Below are 25,090 nucleotides of genomic sequence, written 5' to 3'. Positions count from 1 at the left end.
CGATGACGACATAGCGTGACCTTTCCTAGAGAATCCGATCGATTACCATCGATAGACCGCCTCAACCCGAGAGCCATTCTCCCGATAAGTCACGGATTCGCAGAGATCCCTGACCATGGCGATGCCGCGTCCCCAGGGGCGTAAGGGATCCGGCGCCAGTTCGAACACCTCGCGCTCGCTGAAACCGTCGCCGCTATCCGTGACCTGGATCCGCACGCAATCGCCATCTTCGCCAGGTTCATAACTCAGGCTCAGGGTCACGCGGCCGAGACAACCGGCCGCCAGGCGCTGCTCGCGCTGGCGGTAATAGGCATCGAAACCATCCGGGGTGGACTTCAATGACGAATCGAGTTTCAGAACGCCATGTTCCAGGGCATTGGAGTACAGCTCGGCCAGAATGATCTCCAGCGCGCCCGCCTGCGCTTCGAGTTGATCGAGGAAGCCCATGGGTCGCAGTGCCGCCATGATCGACGGCTGGCTGCCCAAGCGTCCGTCCACCAGTTCCAGCGACCAACTCCAGCCACTCCTGTCGCGCACGAAATCCAGGGTCGGCTTCGGGGGAGCGAGCAGATCGCAATCCATGGGAATTTCCACGACCGCGATGTCGTCTGCCTGCTCGGTCTCGGCGCTGTGCGCATCGAGCGCGGCGATCAGTGCCGGGAGCAGCGGCCGAGCGAACTCCCAGGCGTTCAACAGCGCCTGAAATCCGGCATTGACGAACATTTGTCCGCGCTCGTTACTCGCTTCCAGAAGCCCATCGCTCATCAGCAGCAGACGATCGCCCTGACCCAGATGGATCCGCTTGGGCGCCTCCTGCGCGGGAAGTTCTGGCAGGATGCCCAACGGGAGTGCGTGGGAGGGCAGTTCATGCAGGCCGTCGCTGGCTCGCAGCCAGGCACTGGGCATGCCGCCGTTCCACCAGCGCAGTTCGCTGCCATTGCCCGAGAGCGAGATCAGGCAGGCCGCCAGAAAACGGTCGGGGGGGAGGATCTGATAGAGCTTTTGATTGATTTCCGCGAGCACGCGCGCATCGTCGACGCCCTTGCGGGTCATGGCGTGGAAGGCGTCGGCCACGGGCAGCGCGCCGATCGCCGCGGCCAGTCCATGCCCGGTGAAATCGCCCACCAACAAACGCAATCCGCCATCCGGAAGATGCTGGGTCAGCACCAGATCGCCGTTGAAGACCGAGGCCGGACGCTGGACCAGACCAAGCCGGTCCATGGCGACGTTACGATTCATAACCGCGCGGCTCAAAACCCGCTCGGCCAGTTCCTGCTCCTCGCGTTCCCGCTCCAGTAACTCGGACAGCACCAGTTGCTTGGCGGCGATGGCGCGCTGCAGATCGCGCACGCGCTCCATGGCGAGGATGCGGGCCTTGAGCACCAGGAGGCTGAAGGGTTTCGCCAGAAAATCGTCCGCGCCGGCCTCAGTGCAACGCATCAGGGACTCTTCGTCCTTCAAGGCGCTCAAGATGATCACCGGGATAAAATCCATTCCGGACATCGTCTTGATTCTTTTCGTGGCCTCGAAACCGTCCATGCCCGACATCATGATGTCCATGAACACGATATCCGGCCGCGCGGTCTCAAAGATCGTCAGCGCTTGCGCGCCGTCGCTGGCCTCCACCGCGCGAAAGCCTTCGCGCTTCAGCATCAAGCTCAGGAGACGGCGATTCGTCGGGTCATCGTCCACGATGAGCGCGCATCCCCGAGCACCGGTCTCCGTCCTGGACTGAGGATCTGGCGACAGTTCATGCAAGGGTGGCGCGGGAGACTCCAGGAGTGTCATGCTCGAATCTTCAATCCAGGTTGAACAGTTTTTCGAAATTGGCGATCTTGAGCACCCGTCGCACGTCTTCGCCGCAACCGCTGATCGCCACCCGCCCCGCGTCGCCCCCCGCGAAATCGCGCAACAGCAGCAACATCCCCAGCGCAGAGCTGTCCAGATAGGAGGTTCCGGACAGATCGACCACGAAGGTTTTGGATTTAGGGTCGATATCCCGGTAGGCGTCCCGGAACGCCTTATGCTGCGCGAAATCGAAGCGTCCATCGATCACGATGGTCACCTGGGACTTCTGTTCATCGATTCGACGAATGACACTCATGGTTTAGCTCCCGGATTTTCTCCGTATTGTCTGATTTGGCCCAATGTGGCCTTAGTCATCGCCCCGTCGCCGCCCGATACAGGGCGCTCGCGATGTCCGCCAACGGCAGGATTTCAGTCGCCGCGCCGCGTTTCACCGCCTCTCCCGGCATGCCCCATACCACGCTGCTCGCCTCGTCCTGGGCGATGGTATGCACGCCCAGATCGTGCAGTTCCTTCAAACCCTGGGCGCCATCCGCGCCCATGCCCGTGAGGATCGCCGCGCTGGCATGCGTGCCCGCCGCCTGGGCCACCGAACGAAAGAGCACATCCACGCTCGGCCGGTGACGATTGACCAGTTCGCCGTCGCCGAGCCGACAGACATAGCGGCCGCCCTCGCGCGCCAGCAGCAGGTGCCGGTTGCCGGGGGCGATATAGGCATGTCCGGTCATGACGCGATCGCCGTCCGCGGCCTCCTTGACGACCAGACCCGTCTGGCGGTTCATGCGCTCGGCAAAGGCCGCGCTGAACCCCGCCGGAATATGCTGGGCAATAACGACGCCAGGAGTCTCCGGCGGCAGGCGCAGCAGCACCTCCTTAATCGCCTCGGTGCCCCCGGTGGAGGCGCCGATGGCCAGGACGCGATCCGTGGCGCGAAACGACGGGAGCGTGCGCCGTGCAATCCGCTCTGTCACGGACGAAGCGGAGATCGGAGCCGACGCGGTCTGGTTCGTCAGCGCGCGAACCCTGACCTTGGCGGCCATCCGAATCTTATCGATCAGTTCGCCCGCATAGTCCTGTAAACCCTGTTCCCGATCCAACTCGGGCTTGCGGACAAAATCGACCGCCCCCAGTTCCAGTGCCTGAAGCGTGACCTCGGCGCCGCGCGCCGTGAGCGAGGAGACCATGACCACCGGCATGGGCCGCAGCCGCATGAGATTGCGCAAAAAGGTCAGACCATCCATACGTGGCATTTCAACGTCGAGCGTCAAGACATCCGGATCGAGAGCCTTGATCCTGTCGCGGGCGACGTAGGGATCCTCCGCCGTGCCAACCACCTCGATGCCCGCGGCCGCGCCCAGAATCTCGGACAGGATCCCGCGCACCAGGGCCGAGTCATCGACGATCAAGACACGAATGGATTCAGCCACATCGACCCTCGTCACGCCTGAGTTGAAAAAATTCGGTCGCGCTTGCCCGGACATCGCCTAAAAAAGCTCGATTTCGCCTTCGTGCATGGATTTCTGCGTCACCGGACGATGGGCCGCCGCGAGCAGTTGCTCCCGCAGATTCTCCAGACGCATCTTGGCCTGCGCCACATCCTCGGGCGAGCGCACCTGACCCAAGGGGATCAGCCGCAACTCCGCCACGAATCGATCCAGAAAATCGATGCGCATCTGTGCCTGGAGCAGTACCTGACGGGCGATGTCCTCGAATTGAAGCAGGCGGATCGCCGCGCCCACGTTACCCTGCACACGCTTGACTACGAAGGTTAATTCATGCAGACCATCCGCTACCATGCGGTTGATCCCCTGCACCTGATGGATCATCTCGTCCATGGCGCCCTTGGCCATGATCGAGGAACTCATATCCTGCGAGGCCATCCGACCGACAATCGTGCGAGTCTCGGTAAAGACCAGTTGCGCCTGCTCGACTTGATGACGGATCTGATCGTTGAACTCGGCGGCGTCCTGGGAGAGCTTGCGCACCTCCTGGGCAACCACGGCAAAACCGCGCCCGGCTTCGCCCGCCCGCGCCGCCTCGATCGCCGCGTTGAGGGCCAGCAAATTGGTCTGCCGCGCGATCCGCTTGGCGCTTTCGAGCCGGCCAAAGATCTCGTTCATCTGCGCGGAGAGGTCGTCGATCTGGTGGGCGATCTGAATGCTGTTTTTGCCCATGTTGATCAAGCGATCGATGTTTTCGGAAAGCAATTGGCTGTTCGCCGTCAGAAAGGCATTCACATCGATCAGAGTCGTCTTGTCGGCATCCCCCTGGCCATGCTGCGAGACCAATCGCAGCACCAGTTCCTGTTGCGCCATGGACTCAGTGGAGAGCCCCTCGAAGCTGCTCTGTAAATCGCTGGCGGCGTGCCCGACCAGATCGGTCGCCTGGGTGACCAGATCCCGCAACTCGGTCATCTGCGGGCCAACCAGACGATCGGTTTCCACCACCAGATCCCACAACTCCAGTTCGGCCTGACGATTTGCATTGGCACCCGACGAATTTCCCGAAGTCGTCCCGTCCGCCGGTTTCGCCATCCGCTGCGCGACCGCGACCGACCAGGCGAGAGTCAGCAACAACACCCCGGCCCAGGCCGGCAGGACGTCCGGCAGCAGCAGCGTTTGCAGCAGAACCAGAACGCCGAGCAACAGCGGTGGCCAGTAGGCAATCAATTTGTCCATTCAATCGTCTCCTGATCGAGCCGGGCGGATGCAGCGAGCGGATGCAGCGACAGCCGCGAACGACACAACGGCCTTGGTTTAAGAAAACAGCTCCACGTCACCCTCGACCCTGGACTGGCGGAGGGTTTCGCTATAATTGAGTTCGCGTTCGATGATGGTGTCGTTGTGCATGCTGCGTAGCTTCTTCACCAGCACCCGCCCGCTGGCGTGAAAGAAATACACTTTCCGCGGGTGACTGCCCAACAGATCCTTCGCCACCACCGGGATCGCCTCGGTGGCCAGATAATCTAGCACGAAGCGCGCGTTGCGTTCTCCGACCACATGATTCTTGAAGCCGGGCAACACATTGCCCCCGCCAAACACCTTGGCCTCCAGATTGGAACGCCGTGCGCCCATCTTGAGCAGCTGATTGATGAGAATCTCCATCGCATAGTCGCCGTAGCGCATGGAGCGACCAAAGCGGCTGTCTTCGTCGCGCCGGTCATCGGGCAGCATGAAATGGTTGATCCCGCCGATCCCGCTGACGCGATCGCGCACGCAGGCGGCGACGCAGGAACCCAGCACGGTCACCATGAGCAGTTCGCGCGTGGAAACATAGTATTCGCCAGGCAATATCTTGACCGCATCCATGCTGAAATGGCGGTCGAAATAGACATTGGGCGCCAGCACTTCCTCGAATTGATGTGCCATCTCAGACCTGCCTCAGGTGTTCGCCAGGGGGGAGTAAACGGTCTTTCCCTGTAGCCGAAAGAGCTTCGCGACATGGGTCAGACTCTCGGAATGGCCCACGAAGAGCCGACCGTCCGGGCGCAGCAAGGGATGGAATCTTGCCAGAAGTCTGTATTGCGTGGGCTTATCGAAATAGATCAAGACATTGCGGCAAAAGATGGCATCGAATGGCCCCTTGATGGGCCACTGGTCGCTCAACAGATTGAGCGGATGGAAACGGACCAGCGCGCGCACCTCCGGACGAATCCGCGCCATCCCTTCCTGGGATCCCTTGCCGCGCAGGAAAAACCGTTTCAGATCCCGTTCCGGCAGTTTTTCCACGCGCTCCATCGGATAGACGCCCTCGGCGGCCTGCCGCACGACGTTGGTATCCAGATCGGTCGCCAGGATTTTGACCGGCGGCGTCCAGGTGCCCAGCGCATCGATGACCGTCATGGCCATCGAGTAGGGCTCCTCGCCGGTCGAACAGGCCGAGGACCAGAGCAGAATGGGGTCGCGCCCCTGGCGCCGCGCCGCGATGACCTGTTCCGCCAATACCGGAAAATGATGCGACTCCCGAAAAAAAGAGGTCAGATTCGTCGTCAGCGAATTGGTGAAATGCGGCCACTCGTCGGGTTCGCGATCCAGATAGTCCAGATAGTCCTCGAAGGAGTGCAAACCGGTCGCCCGCAGCCGCCGTGCGATCCGGCTATACACCATATCGGCCTTGCCGGAATTCAGCGAAATCCCGGCATGCTCATAGATCAGGCCCCGAATCCGCTCGAAATCCCGGTCGGTAAACGAAAACTCACGATCGCGCATGATGGCCCGCCGACCCGCTCGGGACAAAGGTTCCGGGGTGGGCAACCCTCGTCTCGTCAGGCAAGCGCGTTTCGCCGGATCGGCCATCAAGCCACGCCGACGCAAGCCGCGCCATCACGCGCTGCCTGTCTGAACCTGATCGACCAGCCCCATCTCGCCACTGTTGATGAGCTTTGCGATGTCCACCATGATGATCATGCGATCGTCCAGGGTGGTCAGTCCGTCGATGTAGGCGGTATCCATCAGCGCGCCGAATTCCGGGGCCGGCCGGATCTGTTCGCGCTTGAGCGCGATGACATCGGAGACCCCGTCCACCACGATCCCCACCACGCGCTCGGCCACATTGAGGATGATGACGACGGTGAATTCGTTGTAGTCGACCTGCCCTAGATTGAACTTGAGCCGCATGTCGAGAATCGGCACGATCACGCCGCGCATGTTGATCACGCCCTTGATGAAGGCGGGCGCGTTGGCGATCCGGGTCACGGCGTCATACCCCCGGATCTCCTGCACCTTGAGGATATCGATTCCATATTCCTCGTCCCCGAGGGTAAACGTCAGATACTCGCTCGCCCCCTCCGGGTTGATCATGGCTCCGTCCTTGCGTTCGTCGTTCATGTTGGCACACCCCTTCGCTCGCACGGGATTCAGACAGTCTTGCGGTTCAGACGCACCAGCGCGTCCACGTCGAGAATCAGGGCGACCCGTCCGTCGCCCATGATGGTGGCGCCGGACACGCCGTCGACCTTGCGGTAATTGGTTTCCAGACTCTTGATAACGACCTGATGCTGGGCCACCAGTTCGTCCACCAGCAGCGCGGCGCGTCCTTCGTTGGTATCGACAATGACCAGGATGCCATCCTCGTGGCTCGGCGGTCGCCCGTCGAGATGAAACACCTCGCGCAACACGACCAGCGGCAGATAGTCGCCATTGACATGCGCCACCTGGCCCTTGCCCGCCACCGTCTTGAACTGATCCCGGGTGGGCTGGAGCGACTCCTGGATGGCGGTCAGCGGCAAGATGAAGAGTTCGCTCCCCATCCGCACCGAGAGTCCGTCGAGGATCGCGAGCGTCAGCGGCAGCCGGATGGTGATATGCGTGCCGCGGCCCGGCAGCGAGTCGATCTCGACACGGCCATTCATCGCCTCGATATTGCGCCGCACCACATCCATCCCGACGCCGCGCCCCGAGATATCGGTCACCCGTTCGGCGGTCGAGAAACCGGCGTGGAAGATCAACTGCCAGACTTCCTTGTCCGATGGGTTCTCGGGCATCGGGATCCCCTGCTGAACGGCCTTGGCCAGCAGCTTGTCGCGATCGAGGCCGGCGCCATCGTCACGCACCTCGACCAGGATACTCCCGCCCCGATGACTGGCGCGCAGGGTGATCTCGCCGGTCTCCGATTTGCCCGCCTCGCGGCGGCGCTCGGGCTGCTCGATGCCGTGATCGATACTGTTACGCACCAGATGATTCAGCGGATCGGCCAGACGCTCGATCAGCCCCTTGTCGAGTTCGGTATCCTCGCCGATCAGTTTGAGCGTCACCTTCTTGCCCAAGCTGGCGGCGGTATCGCGCACCAGCCGAGGGAAACGGTTGAAGACGAAGCTGATCGGCAGCATGCGGATCGACATCACCGCCTGCTGCAGGTCGCGCGAATTGCGCTCCAGATTCGACAGACCGCTGAAGATCCGCTCATGGATGACCGGATCCAGAGCGGAGGCCGACTCCGCGAGCATGGCATGGGTAATCACCAGCTCGCCGACCAGATTGATCAACTGGTCCACCTTTTCCACGCCGACCCGGATCGAGGTATCGGCCGCCGCCGGCCGGCGGGTCGGCGCGACCGCTGTTGGCGTCGCGGCGACTGGTGCGGCTCGCCCGCTGGCCGGCCGGTCGTAAGGTGCGGCGTCCCCGACGCCAGTCTCGGGCGCGCCGGGTGCCAGATCGAAAAACCCATAGCCCTGTTCCCGCTCGTCACGCGCCTGATTCGCGACCGCCGCCACCTGGTCCATGCCAGGACTCCCGCCGAACAGACCGAAACCGTCGAGTTCCTGATCCAGCGTCCGTTCGCTCCCCGGCGCTCCGGCAAAAAAACCAAATCCAGGATCGTTCAGGTCAGCGGTTTCCTCCTGATCCAGCGGACTCTCGTCGAACCGCTCGCTCCCTGGCGCGCCGGCGAAGAATCCGAACCCCGCCTCGTCGTCGGCATCGGACGGCGCGCGCGACGGCGACGAAACCGCCGCGTCAGCCTGAATGGAAACACACTCCGGGTCGCACACGAAGGCAAAGGTTTCGACGATGGATTCCCGGCCGAACTCTGTCGTCAGGCGCCAGACGCACACCTCGGCGTCTTCCCCGGTCAGCCATTCGACCGCGCCCATTTCGGCCAGGACATCCCTCAACGCATGCAGATTGGCGCCGGACTGGAAGTCGATGGCGTCCGGCCGAAATTCGATCAGCCAGCTCGACGCCGACGCATCGGCCCCCGGCAGGGATGGCGAGGGCGGCTGCAAGGCGGGGCTGACGGGGGGCGTCACGGCAATTCCGGATAGGCGTTCCAGTCGGGCGGACACCTCGGCAATACGCGGATCCTCGTATTCCGCACCCGCCTGATGCGCGGCCAATTGCGCCTTCAGCACATCGCCGGCGCCGAGGAAGGCATCGATCATCTCGACGGTGGGGCGCGTCTCCTGCTTACGCAGACGGTCAAGCAGCGTCTCCAGGACATGCGTCAACTGGGCCATATCCAGAAAGCCGAAGGTGCCGGCGCCGCCCTTGATGGAATGCGCGGCCCTGAAGATGGCATTGAGCGTCTCCAGATCGGGCGCGTCCACATCCAACTCCAATAGCAGAGCCTCCATCGCGGCCAGATGTTCACCGGCCTCGTCGAAGAACACCTGATAGAAGCGACTCATATCGATGGTCATGTCCGTTCCCCTCGCTGGCGGTCGAACCGCGCGCTCAACCGATCACTTTGCGGACAACATCCAGCAATTTTTGAGGGTCGAAGGGTTTGACCAGCCAGCCCGTCGCACCCGCCGCGCGCCCCTGGCTCTTCATCGTGTCGCTCGATTCAGTGGTCAGCATCAGGATCGGCACGGACTTGTATTGAGGAAGGCCGCGGAGTTGCTTGATCAGGGACAGACCGTCCATGCGGGGCATGTTCTGGTCGGTAAACACGAGATCGAAACGCCCGGCGCGGGCCTTATCGAGGCCATCCTGTCCGTCGACCGCCTCGGTCACCGTGTAACCGGCGTCTTTCAACGTATAGGACACCATTTGACGGATGGACGCGGAGTCATCCACCGTGAGGATTGTCTTCGCCATTGCATGCACTCTGGAAATCGCTTTAGTTCTGATCCCGAGGTGCCGCCGCCGTACGGTGTACCTCGCGCCTGATCCCTGCCACGAAGGCGGGCCGGCGCACACTCTAACCTGCTTTCATGGCAGACAGCCAGCCATCTGCGGCGGATTCCTTCTCTTTCCGAACAGCACAATGGCGGAAAGACCGAACCTGGGATTCGGCGGAGCAGGCATTTCGGCGTTATAGGACCAATGCACCGCGGACGCAATGTCTCGGGGCCATGGCGCGCAATTCTGTGACCCGTTGCACATGGCCATCCAACTCAAGACAGGCCAACGGAACCGCGGCGGAAGTCAGGCCGCTCGTTCAACTGTCAAGACGGAATTGATGAAAACGCTGAAAGGGTCGTGACGCATGCAGCACAGGCGTTGAGCGGGCAGGGGGATCGGCGGCCAGAGTGCCGTCGTCGAGACTTGCGAACTTGAAGGCAATCAAGCCATTGAAGGCGCGGAGGGGCGTTGCGGCCAGCAGTCAGTCGAGTTGAGACAACAAATTGCCAATCGGTTGCCAGGTGGATGCGTCGAGATCGCGAAACATCAAACCCAACCCATTTTCACGGCGGTGGACCACGAATGCCGAGAGCCGGAGGCTCTGCCCGCCATTCGGCGTTTCGAAGAAAAGCTGAATGTCGACGCAACCATGGCCATTTTCATTCCCGCCGGTGAGCGAATCGACAAACATGCCGCCCCGGCCGATATTCACCGTGACGCCCAATTGGCTCGGTTGATCCTGAAACCGCAGTTGCACGGGAAGAGCGACGTTAACGCGTTGACCGAGTCGATGATCCATCGATTTCACTAGCTTCTTGGCATGTCGCGCGTATGGCATCGAGCGCTTGGAACACCTGTCGTTCAGAACAGATTGCCCGGCGCTCGGACGCCAGGCAGTCTCGTGGCTGGTTAGTTGCAACGCCAGGACGCCGCGGTGATGTGGCGATTGCCGCCCGCACGCGGTTCCAGCCGGGTCGACGTGTTGAGCACCTCCCAATGGTTCGCGGATGCAGCATCTCTCCAACGCGCCGCTTCTTGTTTGACCTGCACGGAGACCGACAAAAGCGTTCCTGGAGTCGCCCCCTGGATCTTGGTGTCGAGTTTCATGGTCATCCTCGTCAACGATATAGGTAGGACACTGACCGCCCTGTTTGGCGCAATCTGGAATCAGACGCGTAACGCCTCGCTGGCGCTGGTTGCCATCGCCATCATTTAGGGCAGTTACTTCAACACAATAGTCCATATCCAATAAGTTTAGTCCAGCATTCGGTTTTTAGGTATCCGTAAAACTACTCAATCGAGTTCTTCACGCAAGCATCAGCGCTTCGCTGAAGCAGCGTCGCAAAGTGCCGACATACGACACAATTCGGCGAAGCTCCCCGCGCACATTTTGAGCATCATGCGTGAGCGATGATTTTCCACGGTTCGCGGACTAATACCCAAATCGCGAGCAATATCCTTATTGGTCAGCCCTTGGGTGGTGAGCGACATAACCTCTTGCTCGCGAGGTGTCAATTGGTGGAAACGCTGAAGGATTTCGCCTTCTGTCGCGGCCTCCGCACGCCGCTTGCGATCTTCCTTCAACGCCAGATTGACCCGCTGAAGCAGAGTTTCCCGACTGGCGGGCTTTTCCAGAAAATCGATCGCGCCACCCCGGATCGCCCGCACGGTCGTCGGGACATCGCCAAAGGCAGACAGAAAAATGATGGGTAAGAGGCAGCCCTGCTCCAAAAGCAAGTTCTGTAGATCGACTCCGGTCATCTCGGGCATCCGCTGATCCAAGAGCAGACAGCCATGTTCCAGGAACGACAAACCGTCCAGGAAGTCTTTAGGGGAGGCGAAACTTCTGACTCGATAACCGGCCAGTTCGAGAATCAAGGTAAGCGATTCCCGCATCGCTCGATCGTCATCCACGATAAAAACCGTCTGATCTTCGTTCATATCGGTCTGTCGCAGTATCATCTCCGCATGATTCATGAAACGCATGCCTATATTGCTGTCGGCTCCAATCTCGACCCACTGCGGAACATTCGCCGCGGTCTGGATCTGTTGCAGGCGATCCCCGATTCAAGGGTGATCGCGGAATCCTCCTGGTACCTGACCCGCCCCTGGGGGATCGCGTCGCAGCCGGATTTCATTAACCTGGCGGTCGGTCTGGCGACGCGGCTTTCACCACGACAATTGCTCGTTGAGACACAAGCCATCGAGATCCGTCTGGGACGTCTCCGCGCACTGAAAAATGGCCCAAGGACCATCGACCTGGATCTTCTGTTCTGCGGTGACGCAATCCTCGATGAATGCGATCTCAGAATCCCGCATCCTGGTTTGCTGCTCCGGGATTTCATGCTGATGCCGCTGATCGAAATTGCACCGGAGACCATTCACCCGGAATTCGGACTCCCGATCGGCGAATTGACGCAGAAGATCCAGTATCGCCAGATTATTGCGCAGGTACCCTGTACACAATAGACTTAAACTGTCTAGGGTCAAGCCGCCAGACCTCATCTCACCATTAAACTCAGGCGGGCATGAAAAGTGCGTCGGAACTTCGGCGCCGCCGTGCTTTAGGGGCGAGGGTAGAGTTCCGGAAGCGGATCGGCTGTCCGCGCGGACTCTTCCTTCGCCGCGCCGCCGAGCCAGGGCGCGAGTTGCGTCCAAGCCGCCGCACCGTCCCAAACTTCGCTGGGCGGGGCATAGATGGCGCGGTCGATCGCATTCAGGAGATCGCCGATTTCCTTCCCGCCCAACCGGCTGGCTAACTGACTCAGTCCTTGCGGGGCATGATCCGGCCAGCGCGCACGCGCCCAGTCGAGAAGCGCCGCGCGCGCCGCCCGCGCATCGCCAGCCAAACAGGTTTTTTCGACCTGGCGGCGAGCCGCGTTGAGGGACGTGGACCGCCGATCTTGCGCTTCAGTCACCGGGGCCGCGCCTGCAAGCCGCGAACGACGCTCCCGGCGCCACCAGACGAGCGTTCCCAACCAAGCCAGCCCTAGCAGGAGCGTCAGCCAGGGCCAGAAACCGCTCTTACCGATGCCGGGGGGTTCCGGCGACCTGGGCTGTCGCGCCGCATCCAGAGAGGATTCGATGTTTCCCGCCGGTTCGCTCCCGGCCGTGTCCTCGGTCACGGGCGATGGCGCGGCAGCGATCTCCACGGTGCGCGCCGGGACGATGGCAACCCGCGGCTCATCGGCAACCGTGTCCCACCAGTGCAGCCGAATCTCGGGCAGGGTGAGCGGACCGGCGCGCGTCGGCACCAGCGCGACCTTGAAACTCTTGATGGCCGTGGGGACCGACGCACCGGACAGATCCTCACTTTGGGGTTGATCCGGATAGACTTGAACGCCGTCCAGCGTGCCGAGATCGAGCGTCGGCAACTGGGCCGCGGTCACGCCCTGGGCGGTGACGGTCAGGGTGCGAGTCAGGGGTTCGCCCACCCGAAAGTTTGGTTGACTGGGTGTCCACTCGTCCGCGATCTGCACCGAGGTCGCCGGCAGCCAGGGCGTCCCGGAACCCTCCGGCTGGGCGCGGACCTGGATCTCCAAATCGCCCGCCCGGTCCACCAGGCGCCGCCCTGGATTGCCCAGACCCTGCATCTGCGGAAACCCCTGAAAGAGCGTGCCACCAAAGGCTTGATCCAGGTCCGCGAAGGGGTCGCGTTGATGGCCCGCGCGGGTATCGGGAACCACGGCCTCCAGACGCGGCCCCTGGAGGTCGAGCCGACCGCTGCGATGGGGGATGACGCGATAGCGACGCTCGATCGCCAGATAGCGCTGACCATCGACGAACTCTTCGTAGCCGCGATCCTCGCCGATCCGTTCGACGGTCGCCCCGTCCGCCAGCGGATCGGACAGTGTTGCCTGTAGCGGTTCGTCCTGAAAATACGCCCGCACCCGATACTCGAACGCCTGTTGAACATAAGGCGTTTTGGTCTCGGCATCGGTCTCCAGGAAGATGGGCCTGGATCCGGCATCCGCGCCGCCGCCATCCGACTCGGTGACCTCGACCGTCAGGCTCTGACTGCGTGCGTTTCCCAATGAAAGCGATGGAATCGACAACGCACCGGTTCGTTTGGGCGCCAGTTCCAGGGTCCACTGGCGGGTATGGGACATGGCGCCGTTGATGATGCTCGTCGTTTTCGTCTGCCCACGGCTGAGGATGTCGAAATCCTGCGTCAACGGCGTGAAATCGGGCTCGCCGCTCGTGGTGCCATCTGCGGTCAACCGCAAGGTCAGGGTGTCCTGCACGGACAGACGGTTGCGATCCAGTTGCACCTGGAGATCGGCAGCTCCAGCGACCGACATCGTCAAAAGCCAAAGGATCGACAGACCGGACAGCAGTGTCAGGGTTCGGTGTTTCGGCATCACGGCAAACGTCCCTCTCGACGCAAATGTTGTAACAGGAAGCGCTGACGCAGCAGTCCGGCCGGATCGTCGGGCACGCGGCGCAGTTGCGCCTCCATGGCCTGCTGCTGTTCGCGTTCCTGGGGTGTTAGCGAATCGGTTGCGATGACAGATGGCTCGGGCTGCCCGGCCGGTCGTTGCTCGGCCGGATCGGTCATGGTTGTTCCGTCCGTTTCGGCTTGATCGTCGCTGGCTGGTCCGAACTCGTTCTGTTCCGTTCCTGAATTCAGTGCGTCCGGGCTAAAATCGCTGGCGTCCGGGGTATTGGGCGAGCCTGAATCACGTCCTGACGCTACATTCGTATCCGTGCCCGAACCTTGTTGATCGCGTTGTGAGGCAGTCTGTTCGTCCGCTGGTTCGGCATCTTTATTGGACGCGGATGCAGCCCCTCCGTCTTGATCGCCCTGCGAATCAGTCTCTCCCGGCTCGGATGTCTGATCGCCGCGGGTATTCTTCTGATCGCTGGCTTCCGCCTCGCCTTGATCCTGACCTTGATCTTGCTTTTGACCCTGTCCGTCCTCGGACGGCTCCCCGCCCTCCCCGTTCGAGGGCTCTTGTTCCGACTGGCTCTGCTGTTGATCCGACTGGCTTTGTTGTTCGAGAAGCCTTCGCACCAGTTCCAAATTATGCCGGGCGTCGTCCTGATCTGGAGCCTGTTTCAGGGACGCCTCGTAGGCGGCGGCAGCCTCTTGGAGCCGGCCCAAACGCACCAGCGCGTTGCCCCGATTGTAATCCGCCTCCGGACCTTGCAGCCCCGCGAGAGCGTCCAGCGCGGCGGCATAATCGCCCGACCGATAGCGCGCCGCCGCCCGCCAGGAGAGATCGCGAAACTGGTCCGCGGCAGACTGCGCATCGCCAGCCTCGAACTGGCGCGCAGCCCGCTGATCGGGACGCGACCAGAGATCCGACCAGCCGACGGCGAATCCCGGATGCGGCGGCAGCACCAAGGCAAGCAACAGGACCGGCAGCAACCAGCCGCGCCGAAAGGCCAGCGCGGCCAGCGGCAGCAGCGCCAGGAGGAGCCAGGGGCCTTCCTCGCGCCACTGATCGGCGGTCAGGGCGGTCATTTCGATCCGTTCTCCCCGCTCCTGACCCGCCGCGATCAGCGCCAGGGTATCGCGATCGCCGACCTCGGCCTCCAGATAACGGCCTTTGCCCGCGCGGGCCAATTCGCGCAAGGCCTCCGGCTGGAGCCGGGCGATCTGGATACCGCCCGCGGCATCCTGGACGAATCCGCCCGTGCCGGCCGGCACGGGCGCGCCTTTCGTCGTCCCCACCGCGAGCACCGACAGCCGGTGACCGGCGGTTTGGAGCCGCTGGGCGACCTCCAGCGAAGCCGCCAGCTCGCCGACCCCGTCCGTGATCAGAACGATGTCGCCGCCCTGCCCTTGCGCTCGTTCCAGCATCTCGCCCGCCTGCTGGAGCGCCAGATCGGTGCGCCGAGAGCCAGGGACCGGGATCAGATCCGTGGTCAATTGCGGAACCTGCGCGGCGATCGTCCGCGCATCGCCGGTCAATGGCGAGACGACGAACGGCTCGGGACCGAAGGCAAGCAGGGCCACCTGACCCTCGGTCGAGGCGCGCAGCAGATCCAGAAGCTCGAAACGCGCCCGCGCCAACCGCGAGGGCGGCACATCGGCCGCGTTCATGCTGGGCGAGAGGTCGAGCAGGATGAACCGCTGGCTCGCGGTCGAGAAGACTGGCTGCGGCAGGCGCTCCCAGACCGGCCCCGCCAGCGCCAGCACCGCCAGCGACCAGCCGAGTCCGAGCAGGACGAGCGGCCAGCGTCTGGATTGACCCTCCTCGCCCACCAGCAGATGCGGCAGCAGATGCGGATCGACCAGACCCCGCCAGATCGACGCGCCGGCTTGCCGCTGTCGCCACAGGATCAGAAGCAGCAGCGCCAGCGGCAGGATGGCCAGCAGCCAGAGTGGACGGAGAAAATGGGCATCGAATGGCATGGTTTGTGTCGAAAAGCGTTCGGAGAGAGCATCAGGTCGTTTGGCGACAGTCCAAGCTGGCGCGATCGCCGTATCAAGAAATACAGGCGTAAATTACGCGATGCGTACCCTTGTATCTACCGGGCTACCGGACGTAGAGACAAGGCATTGCCTTGTCTCTACCCCAACCTTTACGGGACACGCGAACCGGGCAGGTCTAAAGAGGTTGGATTGTCAAACAACGACCTCCCAGACCGACAGCGCTCCTCTTGCCCAGCATCGCCTAAACATGCCCACGCCGAGCGGACGCGACCGCCAGACCGACCGTCAGCAACAGGGCGGCAGCCGCCGGCCAGACGAAAAGCGCGCGCTGCGGTCGAAAGGTGCGTTCGTCGCGCTCGTTGGGTTCCAGCCGGTCCAGTTCCGCGTACACCGTCTCCAGTTCCTCCCGATTCGTCGCCGCAAAAAACCGTCCGCTGGTCATCTCGGCGATCTGCTTGAGCGTGGCCGGATCGTAGTCGCTGCCCTGTCGCATCAGGCGGATCCCGAAGGGCGTCCGAATCCCCATGTCGCCGCCGCCAATACCGATGGTATGGATACGCACGCCGGCCTGCGCGGCGAGTTGCGCGGCGGCCAGCGGATCGAGCGTGCCGGCGGTATTCTGCCCATCGGTCAGTAGTACCAGGACACGCTGCCCCTCGGGCTGTTCCCGCAGCCGCTTGACCGCCACCGCGATGGCGTCGCCGATGGCCGTTTCGCGTCCGGCCAGACCGACCACCGCCTCGTTCAGCAGGGTGGCGACCGTGGCCCCATCGAAGGTCAGCGGCGTCTGGAGATACGCCTGAGTCCCGAACAGGATGAGCCCGAGCCGATCCTGGTCGCGCCGTCGCACAAAATCGGTCGCCACCGCCTGCACCGCTGCCAGCCGGGTGACCGCGCGGCCATCGAGCTCATAATCTTCCTGCTCCATGCTGCCGGAGATGTCCAGCGCCAGCATCAGATCCCGTCCGGCGACCGGCAGACCGATGGGTTCGCCGACCCACTGCGGATGCGCGGCGGCCAGCACAAGCAGGATCCAGGCCAGCGCCGCCAGCAACAGACGCGACCAGGATGCGCCCGGCGATCGTTCGACCGTCACCGCCGAAAGTTCGGCATAGAAAGGCAATCGCAGTGCGGATCCGGCCCGAGCGCGAGCGCGTGGGAGCAGAGTCGCCAGGACCGGCAGCGGCAGGGCGAGCAACGCCCAGGGCCAATCCAGTGTGATCATGGGCGGGGCTTCCGGTGAGCGTGAATCCAATCGGCGGCCAACCTGAGAAGCCGTTCGGGATCAATCTTCCGCTCGGCGCTTGCTTCCGCGCGATAGGCCGACTCGGCCAGCACCCGACCCGCGCCCTGCGTGAAACCGCCGCCGCCCCCGGTGGCATCCAGAAAGGCAAGCCAGGTCTCTCCGCTGAGCCCGGCGACCTGTTCGCGCGGATACCGGACCAGCGCCAGACGGCGCAACAGTTGAGAGACGCCCACAAGAAACCGGCGTTGATCGCCGTCGCGCGCCAGCCGCTTCCCGAGATCGTCGAGCTGCCGAAGCGCGGCCCGCGTGCTGGAACTCTGTCGACGCCAGCGGCGCCAGCCACGGATCGCGAGCCACAGGCCCACCAGAATCAGCCCGGCCAGCAGCCACCAGCCGGGCGCGGGCGGCCACCAGGACACCGGATCGGGCAGATGCCAGTCGCGCAAATCGGACAGCGGATCGGGGTTCATCGCGATCCACCCATCGCGCCAGCACCTGCGCGCGCGCCCAGTCCGCGCGCCAGCGCCGGCCCCACGGGCTCGTGGGTCGCCAATCGCAGCAAATGCGCGCGGTCGCGGCGCGCTAGTCGCTGCAAGGTCTCCAGCCGCCGCTGAAAATGGCCCTGATAGGCGTCCCGCAGGCGCGCGCTGGTCAGATCCAGGATGCCGGTTCGTGCCTCGGCGAGCGGGGTCTGCCGCGCGCCATCCGCCACTGGGTAGCGTCCGGGCGGCGGCACCTCGGATTCCAGCGCGTCATGCACCAGGATTAGCAGCAGTTCGCAGCCGGCCGCCAGTTGCGCGAGCCAGCCGCTATGCTCAAGCCGGATGTCCGCGAAGTCGCTGATGACCGCTACCAGACTGCCGGGGCGAATCAGACGGATCAGATGTTCGGCGGCCGCGACGATGGAGCCATGACCGCTTCCGCCGGACTCATCCGGAGCCGCGGTCAGCCGATCAAGCAGCGGGAGCAGCCCAGCCCCACGAGCCGCGGGCCGGCGTTCCAGATGACGGGTTTCGTCGAACACCAGACCGCCGACCCGATCGCCACGGTCGACCGCCGCCCAGCCGAGCAGCGCCGCCGCCTGTGCCGCGATGACGGACTTGAAGGCGATCCGGGTTCCGAAGCGCATGGACGCGCCCTGATCCACCAGCAGCCAGACCGGACGCTCGCGCTCCTCTCGAAACAGCTTCACATGGGGCGTGCCGGCGCGGGCCGTCACCCGCCAGTCCATGTTGCGCGGATCGTCGCCCGGCTGGTAGACGCGCGATTCGTCGAACTCCATGCCGCGTCCGCGAAAGCGCGAGAGATGCCCCCCGCTGCGGGTCGCGAGCACCCGCCCGCGCGGCGCGAGATCGAGCCGCCGCGCCTGTCCGCGCAGGGCGATCAGATCCTTGAGGTCGGGGCGAATGCCGTTGGTCGCGTGAGTCTGGCGTGGAGTGACGGTCGTCATGAAGGCAGTGGCGGATCAGTGATCCTGTGTGTCGGGTGCTGGATAAAAGCCTTTGTCGAACAGTTGATTGGCGGAATAGGGGCAATCGGTCGGGAATGCCTCGGGCGGCAGGCCGGTTTCGTCGCTGGCCAATTGAACGGCATCGACATAAGCCTCGGCAATCGTTTCGGCAAGCAGTGACTTGAGACCAGGCGATTTTTTCAAATGTTTTGCCACGCGGTTGCGCTGTTCGATGATGGTGGCGCGCCAACTGCGGCCATCGAATTCGCGCCAGCGCTCGGACAGGGTTTGGAGTTGATATTCCCATTTCAACAGATGCGCGAGGAGGATGGTCAGCCGGTTTTCCAGTTCGTGCTGATCGCTTTTGCTCATGTCACTCAGTTCTTCCAGAAGGTGTTCGACATCCAGTTCCGCATAGCGCCCGGCGCGCAGCAACTCGGCATTCCGGGTTGCCCAGGTGGAATAATCGGTTTGATAGAGTGTGCTGAGTTCGGTCATTTCGTTTACCCGACAGGATTGGGAGATGGTCTCGGATCGACAGTCAAAAGCACCGACCTGCCAAACGCCGTTTAAGGGGCTGGCACGCGCGCCAGCAGCGCGGCGATGAAATCGTCGGGCCGGCGGCCCTCCGCCTCGGACTCATAGGACAGCAGCACCCGGTGGCGTAGAATATCGGGCGCGACCGCCTGGACATCCTCCGGCGAGACATAATCGCGACCGTTCAGCCAAGCCAGCGCGCGCGAACAGCGGTCCAGCGCAATGGTCGCGCGCGGGCTGGCACCAAAGCGCAGCCAGCCGTCCAGATCCCTGGAATAGGCGCCCGGATGGCGGGTCGCCATGACCAGATGCACTAGATAATTCTCGATCTCGGGCGCCATGTAGAGCCCGAGAATGGCGTGCCGCGCGGCAAAGACATCAGCCTGACTGACCACCACGTCGGAAGCGTTCGCCCGCCCGTCGCGCGCCTCGTCGCGATTGAGCCGCAGGATCGCCCGCTCGGTCTCCAGGTCCGGATAATCGACCCGCACATGCATCAGGAAACGGTCGAGCTGGGCCTCCGGGAGCGGATAGGTGCCTTCCTGCTCGATCGGATTCTGGGTCGCCATGACCAGGAACAGCCGCGGCAGCGGATAGGTTTCGCGCCCGACCGTCACCTGACGCTCGCCCATCGCCTCCAGCAGCGCGGACTGCACCTTGGCCGGGGCGCGATTGACCTCGTCAGCTAGCAGCAGATTGTGAAAGACAGGTCCGCGATCGAAGCGGAAGCTGCCGTCGTTGGGTCGATAGATTTCGGTGCCGGTCAGATCCGCCGGAAGCAGATCCGGGGTGAACTGGATACGGTGGAAATCGCCCTCCAGACCGGCCGCCAGATCCTTGATGGCGGTGGTCTTGGCCAGACCCGGCGCGCCCTCGACCAGCAAATGCCCATCGGCGAGCAGGGCGATCAGCAGCCGGTCGATGAGCGTGCGCTGACCGAGGATGGTCCGGGCAATCCGCTGGCGCAGGGCGGCGAAACGGGCCGTCAGATGGGTCGGGGAGGTGTTGTCGGGAGTCGCCGCGAGCGGGTCCGGTTTGAGTCTCTGGTCCAAGGTTGTTGGTTCCCCATTTGGATCTGATCGGTTGGGCCGCCGGGCCTTGCAAGTTGGCGGGGCGTCGCAAAATCTTTCCGGTCGAGCGCCTCACCCGGGCAACGCCTCGAATCCCATTTCGGCGAAATGGGCATCGAAGGTAAAGGCGCGGTTGATGCCGCGCCGGCGCATGAGTTGAAAACTCACGCAATCGACCAGGCTCAAGCGACGGCGTTCAGCCGTCAAGAGCGCCTGCATGGCGGCCTGATGATCCGCAGGCGTGGCCCATTCCAGCACGAGGACCGGCAGAAGATCGTCAATCAACACGCGCAACGCCTCCATCCCCAGACGCGCCTGAACCAGCGCGCAAGACTCCACGAGGATGTCGTTTCCAGTCACAAGACGTGGCGGATGACGGCCAGACAACCAGTCGGTCCAGGCGACTCGCGCCCGTTCATGAGTCAGATCGTCGCGATCGAGGAGTGCGTAGAGTGCCGACGTATCGACGAAGATCACGCCCGATAGCTCTCGGCCAGATAGTCGTCATGCCGGGCGGAACCATCGCGCTTCCCCGAGGCAAAACGTCCGGCGGCCAGGATCGCGCGCCGCCTCTTCGCCTCATCGCCGCTTCCTGCCTGGCTGCGCTCCCACTCGCCGACGGCCTGCCGCACGAGCGCGGACACCGACACCTGCTCCTGCGCGGCATGGCACCGGAGCGACCGAAGCTGATCTTCGGTGAACTGGATCTGGACCCGAATCATCGGAATGCCATCAATGGTCAAATGATGATGGCATTTTAGGTAGCCTTGGCCGACTCGACAAGTCGTTCCAGCAAATCGCCAGGACGTTGAAGGAGCACGTCAGGTCCGGCGGCGGCCAGCCGCTCCAGCGACGTGTAGCCCCACCCGACCGCAGCGAAGCGGACCCCGACGGCGCGCGCGGCCTCCAGATCGCGCAGTTCGTCGCCGACATAGAGCAGATCCGTTGGCTGAATCCCTTGCCGGCGGAGCAGAACGCGCAAAGCATTGGCCTTACCGAACAGTCCGGTCCCGGCGACGATGAAATCGAACGCATCCAAACCATACCGTTCGCAATAGTCATTCACACTGGATTTTGCGTTCGACGACAGCATGCCGAGTCGGAAACCGCGTCGGGAGAGTTCCTCCAGCACTCCGGCGATTCCTTCGATCGGCGGCGTTTCCAGGAGTTCCTCGCGCATCGCGGCGCGCATCCGGCTCGCGAGTCGGGGCACCCGATGCAGGGGAACGCCCAGCGCCCGGATCACCTCGCGGACATGCAGCCCGCGCAGTTCGTCGAGCCGCTCGCGGGTCAAAGGCGCGCAACCGAATTGCGGCCCGACCTGCTGGAAGGCATGGAAGGCGGCATCGACGCTGTCGACCAGCGTGCCGTCGAAATCGAAGCAGACGATCATTGAAACCGCGTTCGGGGTCCATTCACGAGCAACGCCTGTCTCGCCACGCACGATCTAACCGACCTGAACCATCAACTCCGCACCGGCTGGCAACATCTCGACCTTCGCCCCCGAATGGATAAGCTGCTCGGTCTCCATCACCTCCATCACGGCATCCAGTACCTCGGGATCCTGTTGGGCGATGGCGTTGAGCGCCTCGCCGACGATCGCCGGGCGGGTCGCGGCGGCTTCCGCCATCTGTTGCGAGACATTGAAGGCGGTCTCGCTCTTGATCAGACCGACCCGGTTCTCGCCGTCCTGCTTCATGGCGCTGGTGACCTGCACCAGACGCTTGACGACCTTCTCGGTGATGTTGTCGACCATCTGACGATCGGTGAAGGCGACCTTGCGGATATAGACCGAACCGAGCTGATAACCCCACTGCTCGGAGAGCGGCGAGACGGTGGCGCGCACCCGTCGACTCAGTTGATGACGGTCCTCCAGCATCTTATCCATCTCCAGATTGCTCAGGGTGGAAATGGTGGAACTGGCGACGTTGGCCTGAAGCGAGGCATCCGGGTTGGCATTGCGGAACAGATAGGCGACCGGATCGCTGACCCGCATCTCGTACCAGATGCCCACACCCATCGGCGTGCCCTCCTCCGAATTGACCATCTGATCGCGCAGATAGTGCTGACGCAGCGTGGTCGACACCCGATAGAGCTTTCCGAAAAAGGGCACCAACAGCGCCTTGGGGCCGAAATAGCCCAGCGGGAATCGCAGACCCGGCTCGTCGAGCGTCCCGATCACCTTGCCGAACAGGGTAAAGACCTGCGCCTCGCGTTCGTTGACGATGGCATAGAGCCCCAGCGTGCGGGCGATGGCGAGCAGCAGGGGGATATAGAGCAGGCCGACGATGAAGGCGACCGACAGACCGAGCGAACTATCGATATCGAACAGCATGCTATCTCTCCAGATTAGGCATGAGACTCGGGAGGCGGGGCATCGTTTCGGTCAGGCATCACGCTCTTGAATCGCCGCGGGTGGTCCGTCCAGAAGCGAATCCAGGCGGTCGGCATCGAAAAGACCATCGATCCAGAGATCCAGAAGCGTTACCTCGGCCGAGTCGATCCGCTCGCGCGCCCATTCCGGCAGCGGGCCGAAACGACGGGCCAGCAGGCGCTTAAGCGTCTCGGCCTTGCCTCTTGCCTCGCCTCTTGCCTCGCCTCTTGCCTCGCCTCGTACCTCGCCTCTTGCCTCGCCTTGTGCCTCGCCCTCGGCTTTGGCCTTCACATAGATGGACTGATAGGCACGGGTTTCTTCCAATGGGGTCGTCAGGTTCAGCATGGTCCACAACTCCTCGGCCGTCAGCGACCGAAAACGTTCAAAACACCAAAATTCAAAGATACGCAGCAAGGTCTCGCGCACCGGCGGCTCCAGCTGCGCCTCGCATAACGTCCGCCACAACACCGGGGCGCGCTGACGCAAGTCATCGTCCTCGGCCAGGAGCAACGGCGCGAAGACGGCGAGATAGGGATTGTCCGGTTCCCGCTCCAGCCAGTCGGGCAGAAACTGCTCCAGGTAGACCGCGCGGGCCACCGAATCCACACCTCCGATCAGCCGTGGCAGACGGGGATCGTCGCGGACGCGGGTAAAAATGAGGATCCCGCGCACATCGCGGCGCGGATGTTCCTCCCCATACAAACCGATCTTCGCCAGCAGGTTGTACCAGGCTCCCGGTACCGGCTGCGCCTGATATTCGATCACATAGACCGGACCGGCGTGCCCGTCCGGTTCATAGACACCATCCAGTCGCCGCTCGATGCCCTTGAGGGTCAGCGAGCGAAACCGATAGGGGCCGATCAGTACCAAGCCTCCGGTCAGGATGCGCAGCGCTTCCGCCCCGGTCGCCAGGAACTCGTAGATCGCGGAGTCGGTTTTCATGACAGGGTGACGCGTTCCGTCACCACGCGCCGCGTCACGAACCCATCCGCACGATGCGCGTGGCCCGACCCAGCAGCGGCACCCGCAGGTTGCGCAGATAGGCATACAAGGCCGCTGGGCCGCCGCTCGCCTTGATCCGCGTCAGCGTCTGCGCCAATTCCTTCAAGGGCGCAACCTCGGCCTGGGCGTTGTTGCGGGCGATCTCCACCGCGCGTTTGCTCATGGTGACCTGCTGCTCGGCGTCGGCGCGGGCGGTGCTGATGTCGGCGGCGACCTGATTGCGAGTGGTGTTGATGGCCGAGAGCGCGCGATCCACCTCCGGCGGCGGATCGATCTGGGTGATGAGCGCGGCATCCAGCTCGATGCCGTAGCGCGTCCCGGTGGAACGGCACTGCTGCTCCATGTAGTCGTTCAACAGGGGCAGATTCTTGCGCAGATCGTTGATCGACACGCCCTCCGCCAGTTCGGTCGGCCCGCCGCTCCCGGCGACCTCGGCAGCGCCCACCAAACTCTGCCCTCTGGGATCGACGAAGTTGGCGATCCGCTCGCGCAGCACCGAAATGAAATAGCCCATGACGTGTTCGAGTGGGCTGTCGACGCCGAAGCAGTAGGCGTACAGATTGGATTCGGCGACCCGAAAGCGGATCTGACCGCCCACCCCGGTGGTGAGATTGTCCTTGGTCACCGACTCGATGGTGTTCTGCGTCTTGGTCGGATCCCAGGTCAGATCGATAGCCTCGGTGACCACCCGGACCTTGCGCACCTCCTGCCAGGGCCATTTGAAATAGGGGCCACCGGGGCCGATGGTGCGCAACCGTGGCACCCGGTAGCGTTCCATTTCCTCCTCGTTCAGCGAGTCGTCGGTGACCAACAGATCGCCCAGACGCTGGGCGCGTCCGAAAGAGGTAATGACCGCCCGCTCATCCGGTCTCACGGTGTAAAAGGCGCGCAGAAACATCTTGTAGACGACGAACGACAGCAAACCCAACAAAAAGGCGGTCACATACATGGACGATCCCCCGGTTGCACAACCTGGTGGAAATTTTACTCGCTTTTGAATCCGACGGCGCGATGACTGCCATCGCAAAACGGCTTGTTCTTCGAGGCTCCGCAGCGGCAGAGATAGGCCGTGGTGCCCTCCCAGGCGACCCGGCCGGTTGCGGCGCGAATCGTCAGGTTGCCATCGAGCCGCAGGCAGCCGTCCGGCATGGGTTTCACGGTCAGCGGGCCGCCGGTCTCGGTCAGCCCCGGACCTTGCTCGCCCACCGCGCCAAAGTCCTCGAACCTGGCTTCCAGATGACTGTTGTCGCAGAAGGGTTTGTTCCTGGACACGCCGCAGCGACAGAGCGCCGCGCGGGTACGCACCCCAGGCTGATCCTCGCCGGCGCCCTCGATCCGGAGATCGCCGGTCAGATAGAGCGGACCGTTGTAGACGACCGTCACGGTGTTGTCGGCGGGCGCCGACTCGGGGGCTCCGGACTTGTCGGTGTAGCTTAGCGCGCCGCTCGGACAGCGTTCCACCACCTCGCGGACCTCCGTCTTGCTCGCCGCATTGGGGATGCACCAAGGCTCGCGACCCCCGACGAAGAGATCCCCCCGAGCCTGGCCGCACTCGCCGATATGAAGACAGAGCCGCTTGTCCCAACGGACATCGATCTCGTCGCCGGGATAGTCAATGGTCTGTTTTTCGCTCATGCCGATTTCCTCATCGTTGGCTGTGG

General features: G+C 63.2%; 27 protein-coding genes. 1 reads left to right on the top strand and 26 read right to left on the bottom strand.

Annotated features, from left to right (window positions below; all coding sequences use genetic code 11):
* Nucleotides 1–42: 42 nt before the first annotated feature.
* The 12 genes from CCR95_RS13360 to CCR95_RS13305 form a co-directional block, all read right to left on the bottom strand.
* The gene (locus CCR95_RS13360) at nucleotides 43–1,788 is read right to left on the bottom strand and encodes a fused response regulator/phosphatase (RefSeq protein ID WP_201095110.1); all 1,746 of its coding nucleotides are present in this window, start codon (nucleotides 1,786–1,788) and stop codon (nucleotides 43–45) included.
* Nucleotides 1,789–1,798: 10 nt separating this feature from the next.
* Nucleotides 1,799–2,104, bottom strand: coding sequence for an STAS domain-containing protein (locus CCR95_RS13355; RefSeq protein ID WP_201095108.1), 306 nt, complete (start codon nucleotides 2,102–2,104; stop codon nucleotides 1,799–1,801).
* A 55-nt stretch (nucleotides 2,105–2,159) separates the two neighbouring features.
* Nucleotides 2,160–3,233, bottom strand: coding sequence for a protein-glutamate methylesterase/protein-glutamine glutaminase (locus CCR95_RS13350; RefSeq protein ID WP_338115397.1), 1,074 nt, complete (start codon nucleotides 3,231–3,233; stop codon nucleotides 2,160–2,162).
* A gap of 57 nt (nucleotides 3,234–3,290) precedes the next feature.
* Nucleotides 3,291–4,484, bottom strand: a complete 1,194-nt coding sequence (locus tag CCR95_RS25865) for a methyl-accepting chemotaxis protein (RefSeq protein WP_201095097.1) — start codon at nucleotides 4,482–4,484, stop codon at nucleotides 3,291–3,293.
* A gap of 78 nt (nucleotides 4,485–4,562) precedes the next feature.
* A complete protein-coding gene (cheD, locus tag CCR95_RS13340; RefSeq protein ID WP_201095095.1) occupies nucleotides 4,563–5,174 on the bottom strand; it encodes a chemoreceptor glutamine deamidase CheD in 612 nt (203 codons plus the stop codon).
* A 12-nt stretch (nucleotides 5,175–5,186) separates the two neighbouring features.
* Complete coding sequence (locus tag CCR95_RS13335; protein WP_201095092.1) at nucleotides 5,187–6,014, bottom strand: CheR family methyltransferase; 828 nt, start codon at nucleotides 6,012–6,014, stop codon at nucleotides 5,187–5,189.
* Nucleotides 6,015–6,128: 114 nt separating this feature from the next.
* Nucleotides 6,129–6,632 carry a chemotaxis protein CheW gene (locus CCR95_RS13330; RefSeq protein WP_201095090.1) on the bottom strand — a complete coding sequence of 168 codons (504 nt, stop codon included), beginning with the start codon at nucleotides 6,630–6,632 and terminating at the stop codon, nucleotides 6,129–6,131.
* A gap of 29 nt (nucleotides 6,633–6,661) precedes the next feature.
* On the bottom strand, nucleotides 6,662–8,941 hold the full coding sequence (locus tag CCR95_RS13325; RefSeq protein ID WP_201095088.1) for a chemotaxis protein CheW: 2,280 nt from the start codon (nucleotides 8,939–8,941) through the stop codon (nucleotides 6,662–6,664).
* A 34-nt stretch (nucleotides 8,942–8,975) separates the two neighbouring features.
* The gene (locus CCR95_RS13320; RefSeq protein WP_201095086.1) at nucleotides 8,976–9,341 is read right to left on the bottom strand and encodes a response regulator; all 366 of its coding nucleotides are present in this window, start codon (nucleotides 9,339–9,341) and stop codon (nucleotides 8,976–8,978) included.
* Nucleotides 9,342–9,849: 508 nt separating this feature from the next.
* Nucleotides 9,850–10,167 carry a PilZ domain-containing protein gene (locus tag CCR95_RS13315; protein ID WP_201095084.1) on the bottom strand — a complete coding sequence of 106 codons (318 nt, stop codon included), beginning with the start codon at nucleotides 10,165–10,167 and terminating at the stop codon, nucleotides 9,850–9,852.
* A gap of 110 nt (nucleotides 10,168–10,277) precedes the next feature.
* Nucleotides 10,278–10,475, bottom strand: a complete 198-nt coding sequence (locus tag CCR95_RS13310; protein WP_201095082.1) for a hypothetical protein — start codon at nucleotides 10,473–10,475, stop codon at nucleotides 10,278–10,280.
* A gap of 210 nt (nucleotides 10,476–10,685) precedes the next feature.
* Nucleotides 10,686–11,345, bottom strand: a complete 660-nt coding sequence (locus CCR95_RS13305; protein ID WP_242523227.1) for a response regulator transcription factor — start codon at nucleotides 11,343–11,345, stop codon at nucleotides 10,686–10,688.
* Here CCR95_RS13305 and folK point away from each other — a divergent pair.
* A complete protein-coding gene (gene folK / locus CCR95_RS13300; protein WP_201095080.1) occupies nucleotides 11,337–11,837 on the top strand; it encodes a 2-amino-4-hydroxy-6-hydroxymethyldihydropteridine diphosphokinase in 501 nt (166 codons plus the stop codon). The genes CCR95_RS13305 and folK overlap by 9 nt on opposite strands.
* Before the next feature lie 95 nt (nucleotides 11,838–11,932).
* Here folK and CCR95_RS13295 read toward each other — a convergent pair whose 3' ends face one another.
* The 14 genes from CCR95_RS13295 to CCR95_RS13230 all read right to left on the bottom strand — a co-directional run bounded on the left by CCR95_RS13295 (nucleotide 11,933) and on the right by CCR95_RS13230 (nucleotide 25,064).
* Nucleotides 11,933–13,729: a BatD family protein gene (locus CCR95_RS13295; RefSeq protein ID WP_201095078.1), complete on the bottom strand. Its 1,797-nt coding sequence runs from the start codon at nucleotides 13,727–13,729 to the stop codon at nucleotides 11,933–11,935.
* On the bottom strand, nucleotides 13,729–15,729 hold the full coding sequence (locus CCR95_RS13290; protein WP_201095077.1) for a vWA domain-containing protein: 2,001 nt from the start codon (nucleotides 15,727–15,729) through the stop codon (nucleotides 13,729–13,731). The genes CCR95_RS13295 and CCR95_RS13290 overlap by 1 nt, the downstream gene beginning before the upstream one ends.
* Before the next feature lie 262 nt (nucleotides 15,730–15,991).
* The gene (locus tag CCR95_RS13285) at nucleotides 15,992–16,975 is read right to left on the bottom strand and encodes a VWA domain-containing protein (RefSeq protein WP_201095075.1); all 984 of its coding nucleotides are present in this window, start codon (nucleotides 16,973–16,975) and stop codon (nucleotides 15,992–15,994) included.
* Entirely contained in the window at nucleotides 16,972–17,466 is a 495-nt protein-coding gene (locus CCR95_RS13280) for a DUF4381 domain-containing protein (protein ID WP_201095073.1), read from the bottom strand. The genes CCR95_RS13285 and CCR95_RS13280 overlap by 4 nt, the downstream gene beginning before the upstream one ends.
* Nucleotides 17,463–18,446, bottom strand: a complete 984-nt coding sequence (locus CCR95_RS13275; protein ID WP_201095066.1) for a DUF58 domain-containing protein — start codon at nucleotides 18,444–18,446, stop codon at nucleotides 17,463–17,465. The genes CCR95_RS13280 and CCR95_RS13275 overlap by 4 nt, the downstream gene beginning before the upstream one ends.
* A 15-nt stretch (nucleotides 18,447–18,461) precedes the next feature.
* Entirely contained in the window at nucleotides 18,462–18,944 is a 483-nt protein-coding gene (locus CCR95_RS13270; RefSeq protein ID WP_201095065.1) for a DUF29 domain-containing protein, read from the bottom strand.
* A gap of 71 nt (nucleotides 18,945–19,015) precedes the next feature.
* Nucleotides 19,016–19,972: an AAA family ATPase gene (locus CCR95_RS13265; protein ID WP_201095236.1), complete on the bottom strand. Its 957-nt coding sequence runs from the start codon at nucleotides 19,970–19,972 to the stop codon at nucleotides 19,016–19,018.
* Between the two features lie 153 nt (nucleotides 19,973–20,125).
* Complete coding sequence (locus tag CCR95_RS13260; RefSeq protein WP_201095063.1) at nucleotides 20,126–20,530, bottom strand: PIN domain-containing protein; 405 nt, start codon at nucleotides 20,528–20,530, stop codon at nucleotides 20,126–20,128.
* Nucleotides 20,527–20,775: a hypothetical protein gene (locus CCR95_RS13255; RefSeq protein ID WP_201095061.1), complete on the bottom strand. Its 249-nt coding sequence runs from the start codon at nucleotides 20,773–20,775 to the stop codon at nucleotides 20,527–20,529. Before CCR95_RS13255 ends, CCR95_RS13260 begins: the two co-directional genes overlap by 4 nt.
* Before the next feature lie 35 nt (nucleotides 20,776–20,810).
* Nucleotides 20,811–21,446: an HAD-IA family hydrolase gene (locus tag CCR95_RS13250; RefSeq protein WP_201095060.1), complete on the bottom strand. Its 636-nt coding sequence runs from the start codon at nucleotides 21,444–21,446 to the stop codon at nucleotides 20,811–20,813.
* 54 nt (nucleotides 21,447–21,500) lie between these two features.
* Nucleotides 21,501–22,388: an SPFH domain-containing protein gene (locus CCR95_RS13245; RefSeq protein ID WP_201095059.1), complete on the bottom strand. Its 888-nt coding sequence runs from the start codon at nucleotides 22,386–22,388 to the stop codon at nucleotides 21,501–21,503.
* A gap of 51 nt (nucleotides 22,389–22,439) precedes the next feature.
* Nucleotides 22,440–23,369, bottom strand: coding sequence for a DUF2887 domain-containing protein (locus CCR95_RS13240; protein ID WP_201095058.1), 930 nt, complete (start codon nucleotides 23,367–23,369; stop codon nucleotides 22,440–22,442).
* Between the two features lie 34 nt (nucleotides 23,370–23,403).
* The gene (locus tag CCR95_RS13235) at nucleotides 23,404–24,378 is read right to left on the bottom strand and encodes an SPFH domain-containing protein (protein WP_201095057.1); all 975 of its coding nucleotides are present in this window, start codon (nucleotides 24,376–24,378) and stop codon (nucleotides 23,404–23,406) included.
* A 35-nt stretch (nucleotides 24,379–24,413) separates the two neighbouring features.
* Nucleotides 24,414–25,064 carry a CDGSH iron-sulfur domain-containing protein gene (locus tag CCR95_RS13230; RefSeq protein ID WP_201095056.1) on the bottom strand — a complete coding sequence of 217 codons (651 nt, stop codon included), beginning with the start codon at nucleotides 25,062–25,064 and terminating at the stop codon, nucleotides 24,414–24,416.
* Nucleotides 25,065–25,090: the final 26 nt, after the last annotated feature.

Origin of the sequence: Thiocystis minor (genome assembly GCF_016653465.1) — a bacterium.
In the GTDB taxonomy this organism is placed as follows: Bacteria; Pseudomonadota; Gammaproteobacteria; order Chromatiales; family Chromatiaceae; genus Chromatium; species Chromatium minus.
The sequence above is the reverse complement of the archived record's forward strand: the minus strand, read 5'-3'. Positions and strand labels throughout refer to the sequence as shown.

Excerpts from the sequence above, each read along its gene's own strand:
- CCR95_RS13360 (WP_201095110.1), bottom strand. The coding sequence starts at position 1,788 with ATGACACTCCTGGAGTCTCCCGCGCCACCCTTGCATGAACTGTCGCCA.
- CCR95_RS13355 (WP_201095108.1), bottom strand. The coding sequence starts at position 2,104 with ATGAGTGTCATTCGTCGAATCGATGAACAGAAGTCCCAGGTGACCATC.
- CCR95_RS25865 (WP_201095097.1), bottom strand. The coding sequence starts at position 4,484 with ATGGACAAATTGATTGCCTACTGGCCACCGCTGTTGCTCGGCGTTCTG.
- cheD (WP_201095095.1), bottom strand. The coding sequence starts at position 5,174 with ATGGCACATCAATTCGAGGAAGTGCTGGCGCCCAATGTCTATTTCGAC.
- CCR95_RS13335 (WP_201095092.1), bottom strand. The coding sequence starts at position 6,014 with ATGCGCGATCGTGAGTTTTCGTTTACCGACCGGGATTTCGAGCGGATT.
- CCR95_RS13330 (WP_201095090.1), bottom strand. The coding sequence starts at position 6,632 with ATGAACGACGAACGCAAGGACGGAGCCATGATCAACCCGGAGGGGGCG.
- CCR95_RS13325 (WP_201095088.1), bottom strand. The coding sequence starts at position 8,941 with ATGACCATCGATATGAGTCGCTTCTATCAGGTGTTCTTCGACGAGGCC.
- CCR95_RS13320 (WP_201095086.1), bottom strand. The coding sequence starts at position 9,341 with ATGGCGAAGACAATCCTCACGGTGGATGACTCCGCGTCCATCCGTCAA.
- CCR95_RS13315 (WP_201095084.1), bottom strand. The coding sequence starts at position 10,167 with ATGGATCATCGACTCGGTCAACGCGTTAACGTCGCTCTTCCCGTGCAA.
- CCR95_RS13310 (WP_201095082.1), bottom strand. The coding sequence starts at position 10,475 with ATGAAACTCGACACCAAGATCCAGGGGGCGACTCCAGGAACGCTTTTG.
- folK (WP_201095080.1), top strand. The coding sequence starts at position 11,337 with ATGATTCATGAAACGCATGCCTATATTGCTGTCGGCTCCAATCTCGAC.
- CCR95_RS13305 (WP_242523227.1), bottom strand. The coding sequence starts at position 11,345 with ATGAATCATGCGGAGATGATACTGCGACAGACCGATATGAACGAAGAT.
- CCR95_RS13295 (WP_201095078.1), bottom strand. The coding sequence starts at position 13,729 with ATGCCGAAACACCGAACCCTGACACTGCTGTCCGGTCTGTCGATCCTT.
- CCR95_RS13290 (WP_201095077.1), bottom strand. The coding sequence starts at position 15,729 with ATGCCATTCGATGCCCATTTTCTCCGTCCACTCTGGCTGCTGGCCATC.
- CCR95_RS13285 (WP_201095075.1), bottom strand. The coding sequence starts at position 16,975 with ATGATCACACTGGATTGGCCCTGGGCGTTGCTCGCCCTGCCGCTGCCG.
- CCR95_RS13280 (WP_201095073.1), bottom strand. The coding sequence starts at position 17,466 with ATGAACCCCGATCCGCTGTCCGATTTGCGCGACTGGCATCTGCCCGAT.
- CCR95_RS13275 (WP_201095066.1), bottom strand. The coding sequence starts at position 18,446 with ATGACGACCGTCACTCCACGCCAGACTCACGCGACCAACGGCATTCGC.
- CCR95_RS13270 (WP_201095065.1), bottom strand. The coding sequence starts at position 18,944 with ATGACCGAACTCAGCACACTCTATCAAACCGATTATTCCACCTGGGCA.
- CCR95_RS13255 (WP_201095061.1), bottom strand. The coding sequence starts at position 20,775 with ATGATTCGGGTCCAGATCCAGTTCACCGAAGATCAGCTTCGGTCGCTC.
- CCR95_RS13250 (WP_201095060.1), bottom strand. The coding sequence starts at position 21,446 with ATGATCGTCTGCTTCGATTTCGACGGCACGCTGGTCGACAGCGTCGAT.
- CCR95_RS13245 (WP_201095059.1), bottom strand. The coding sequence starts at position 22,388 with ATGCTGTTCGATATCGATAGTTCGCTCGGTCTGTCGGTCGCCTTCATC.
- CCR95_RS13240 (WP_201095058.1), bottom strand. The coding sequence starts at position 23,369 with ATGAAAACCGACTCCGCGATCTACGAGTTCCTGGCGACCGGGGCGGAA.
- CCR95_RS13235 (WP_201095057.1), bottom strand. The coding sequence starts at position 24,378 with ATGTATGTGACCGCCTTTTTGTTGGGTTTGCTGTCGTTCGTCGTCTAC.
- CCR95_RS13230 (WP_201095056.1), bottom strand. The coding sequence starts at position 25,064 with ATGAGCGAAAAACAGACCATTGACTATCCCGGCGACGAGATCGATGTC.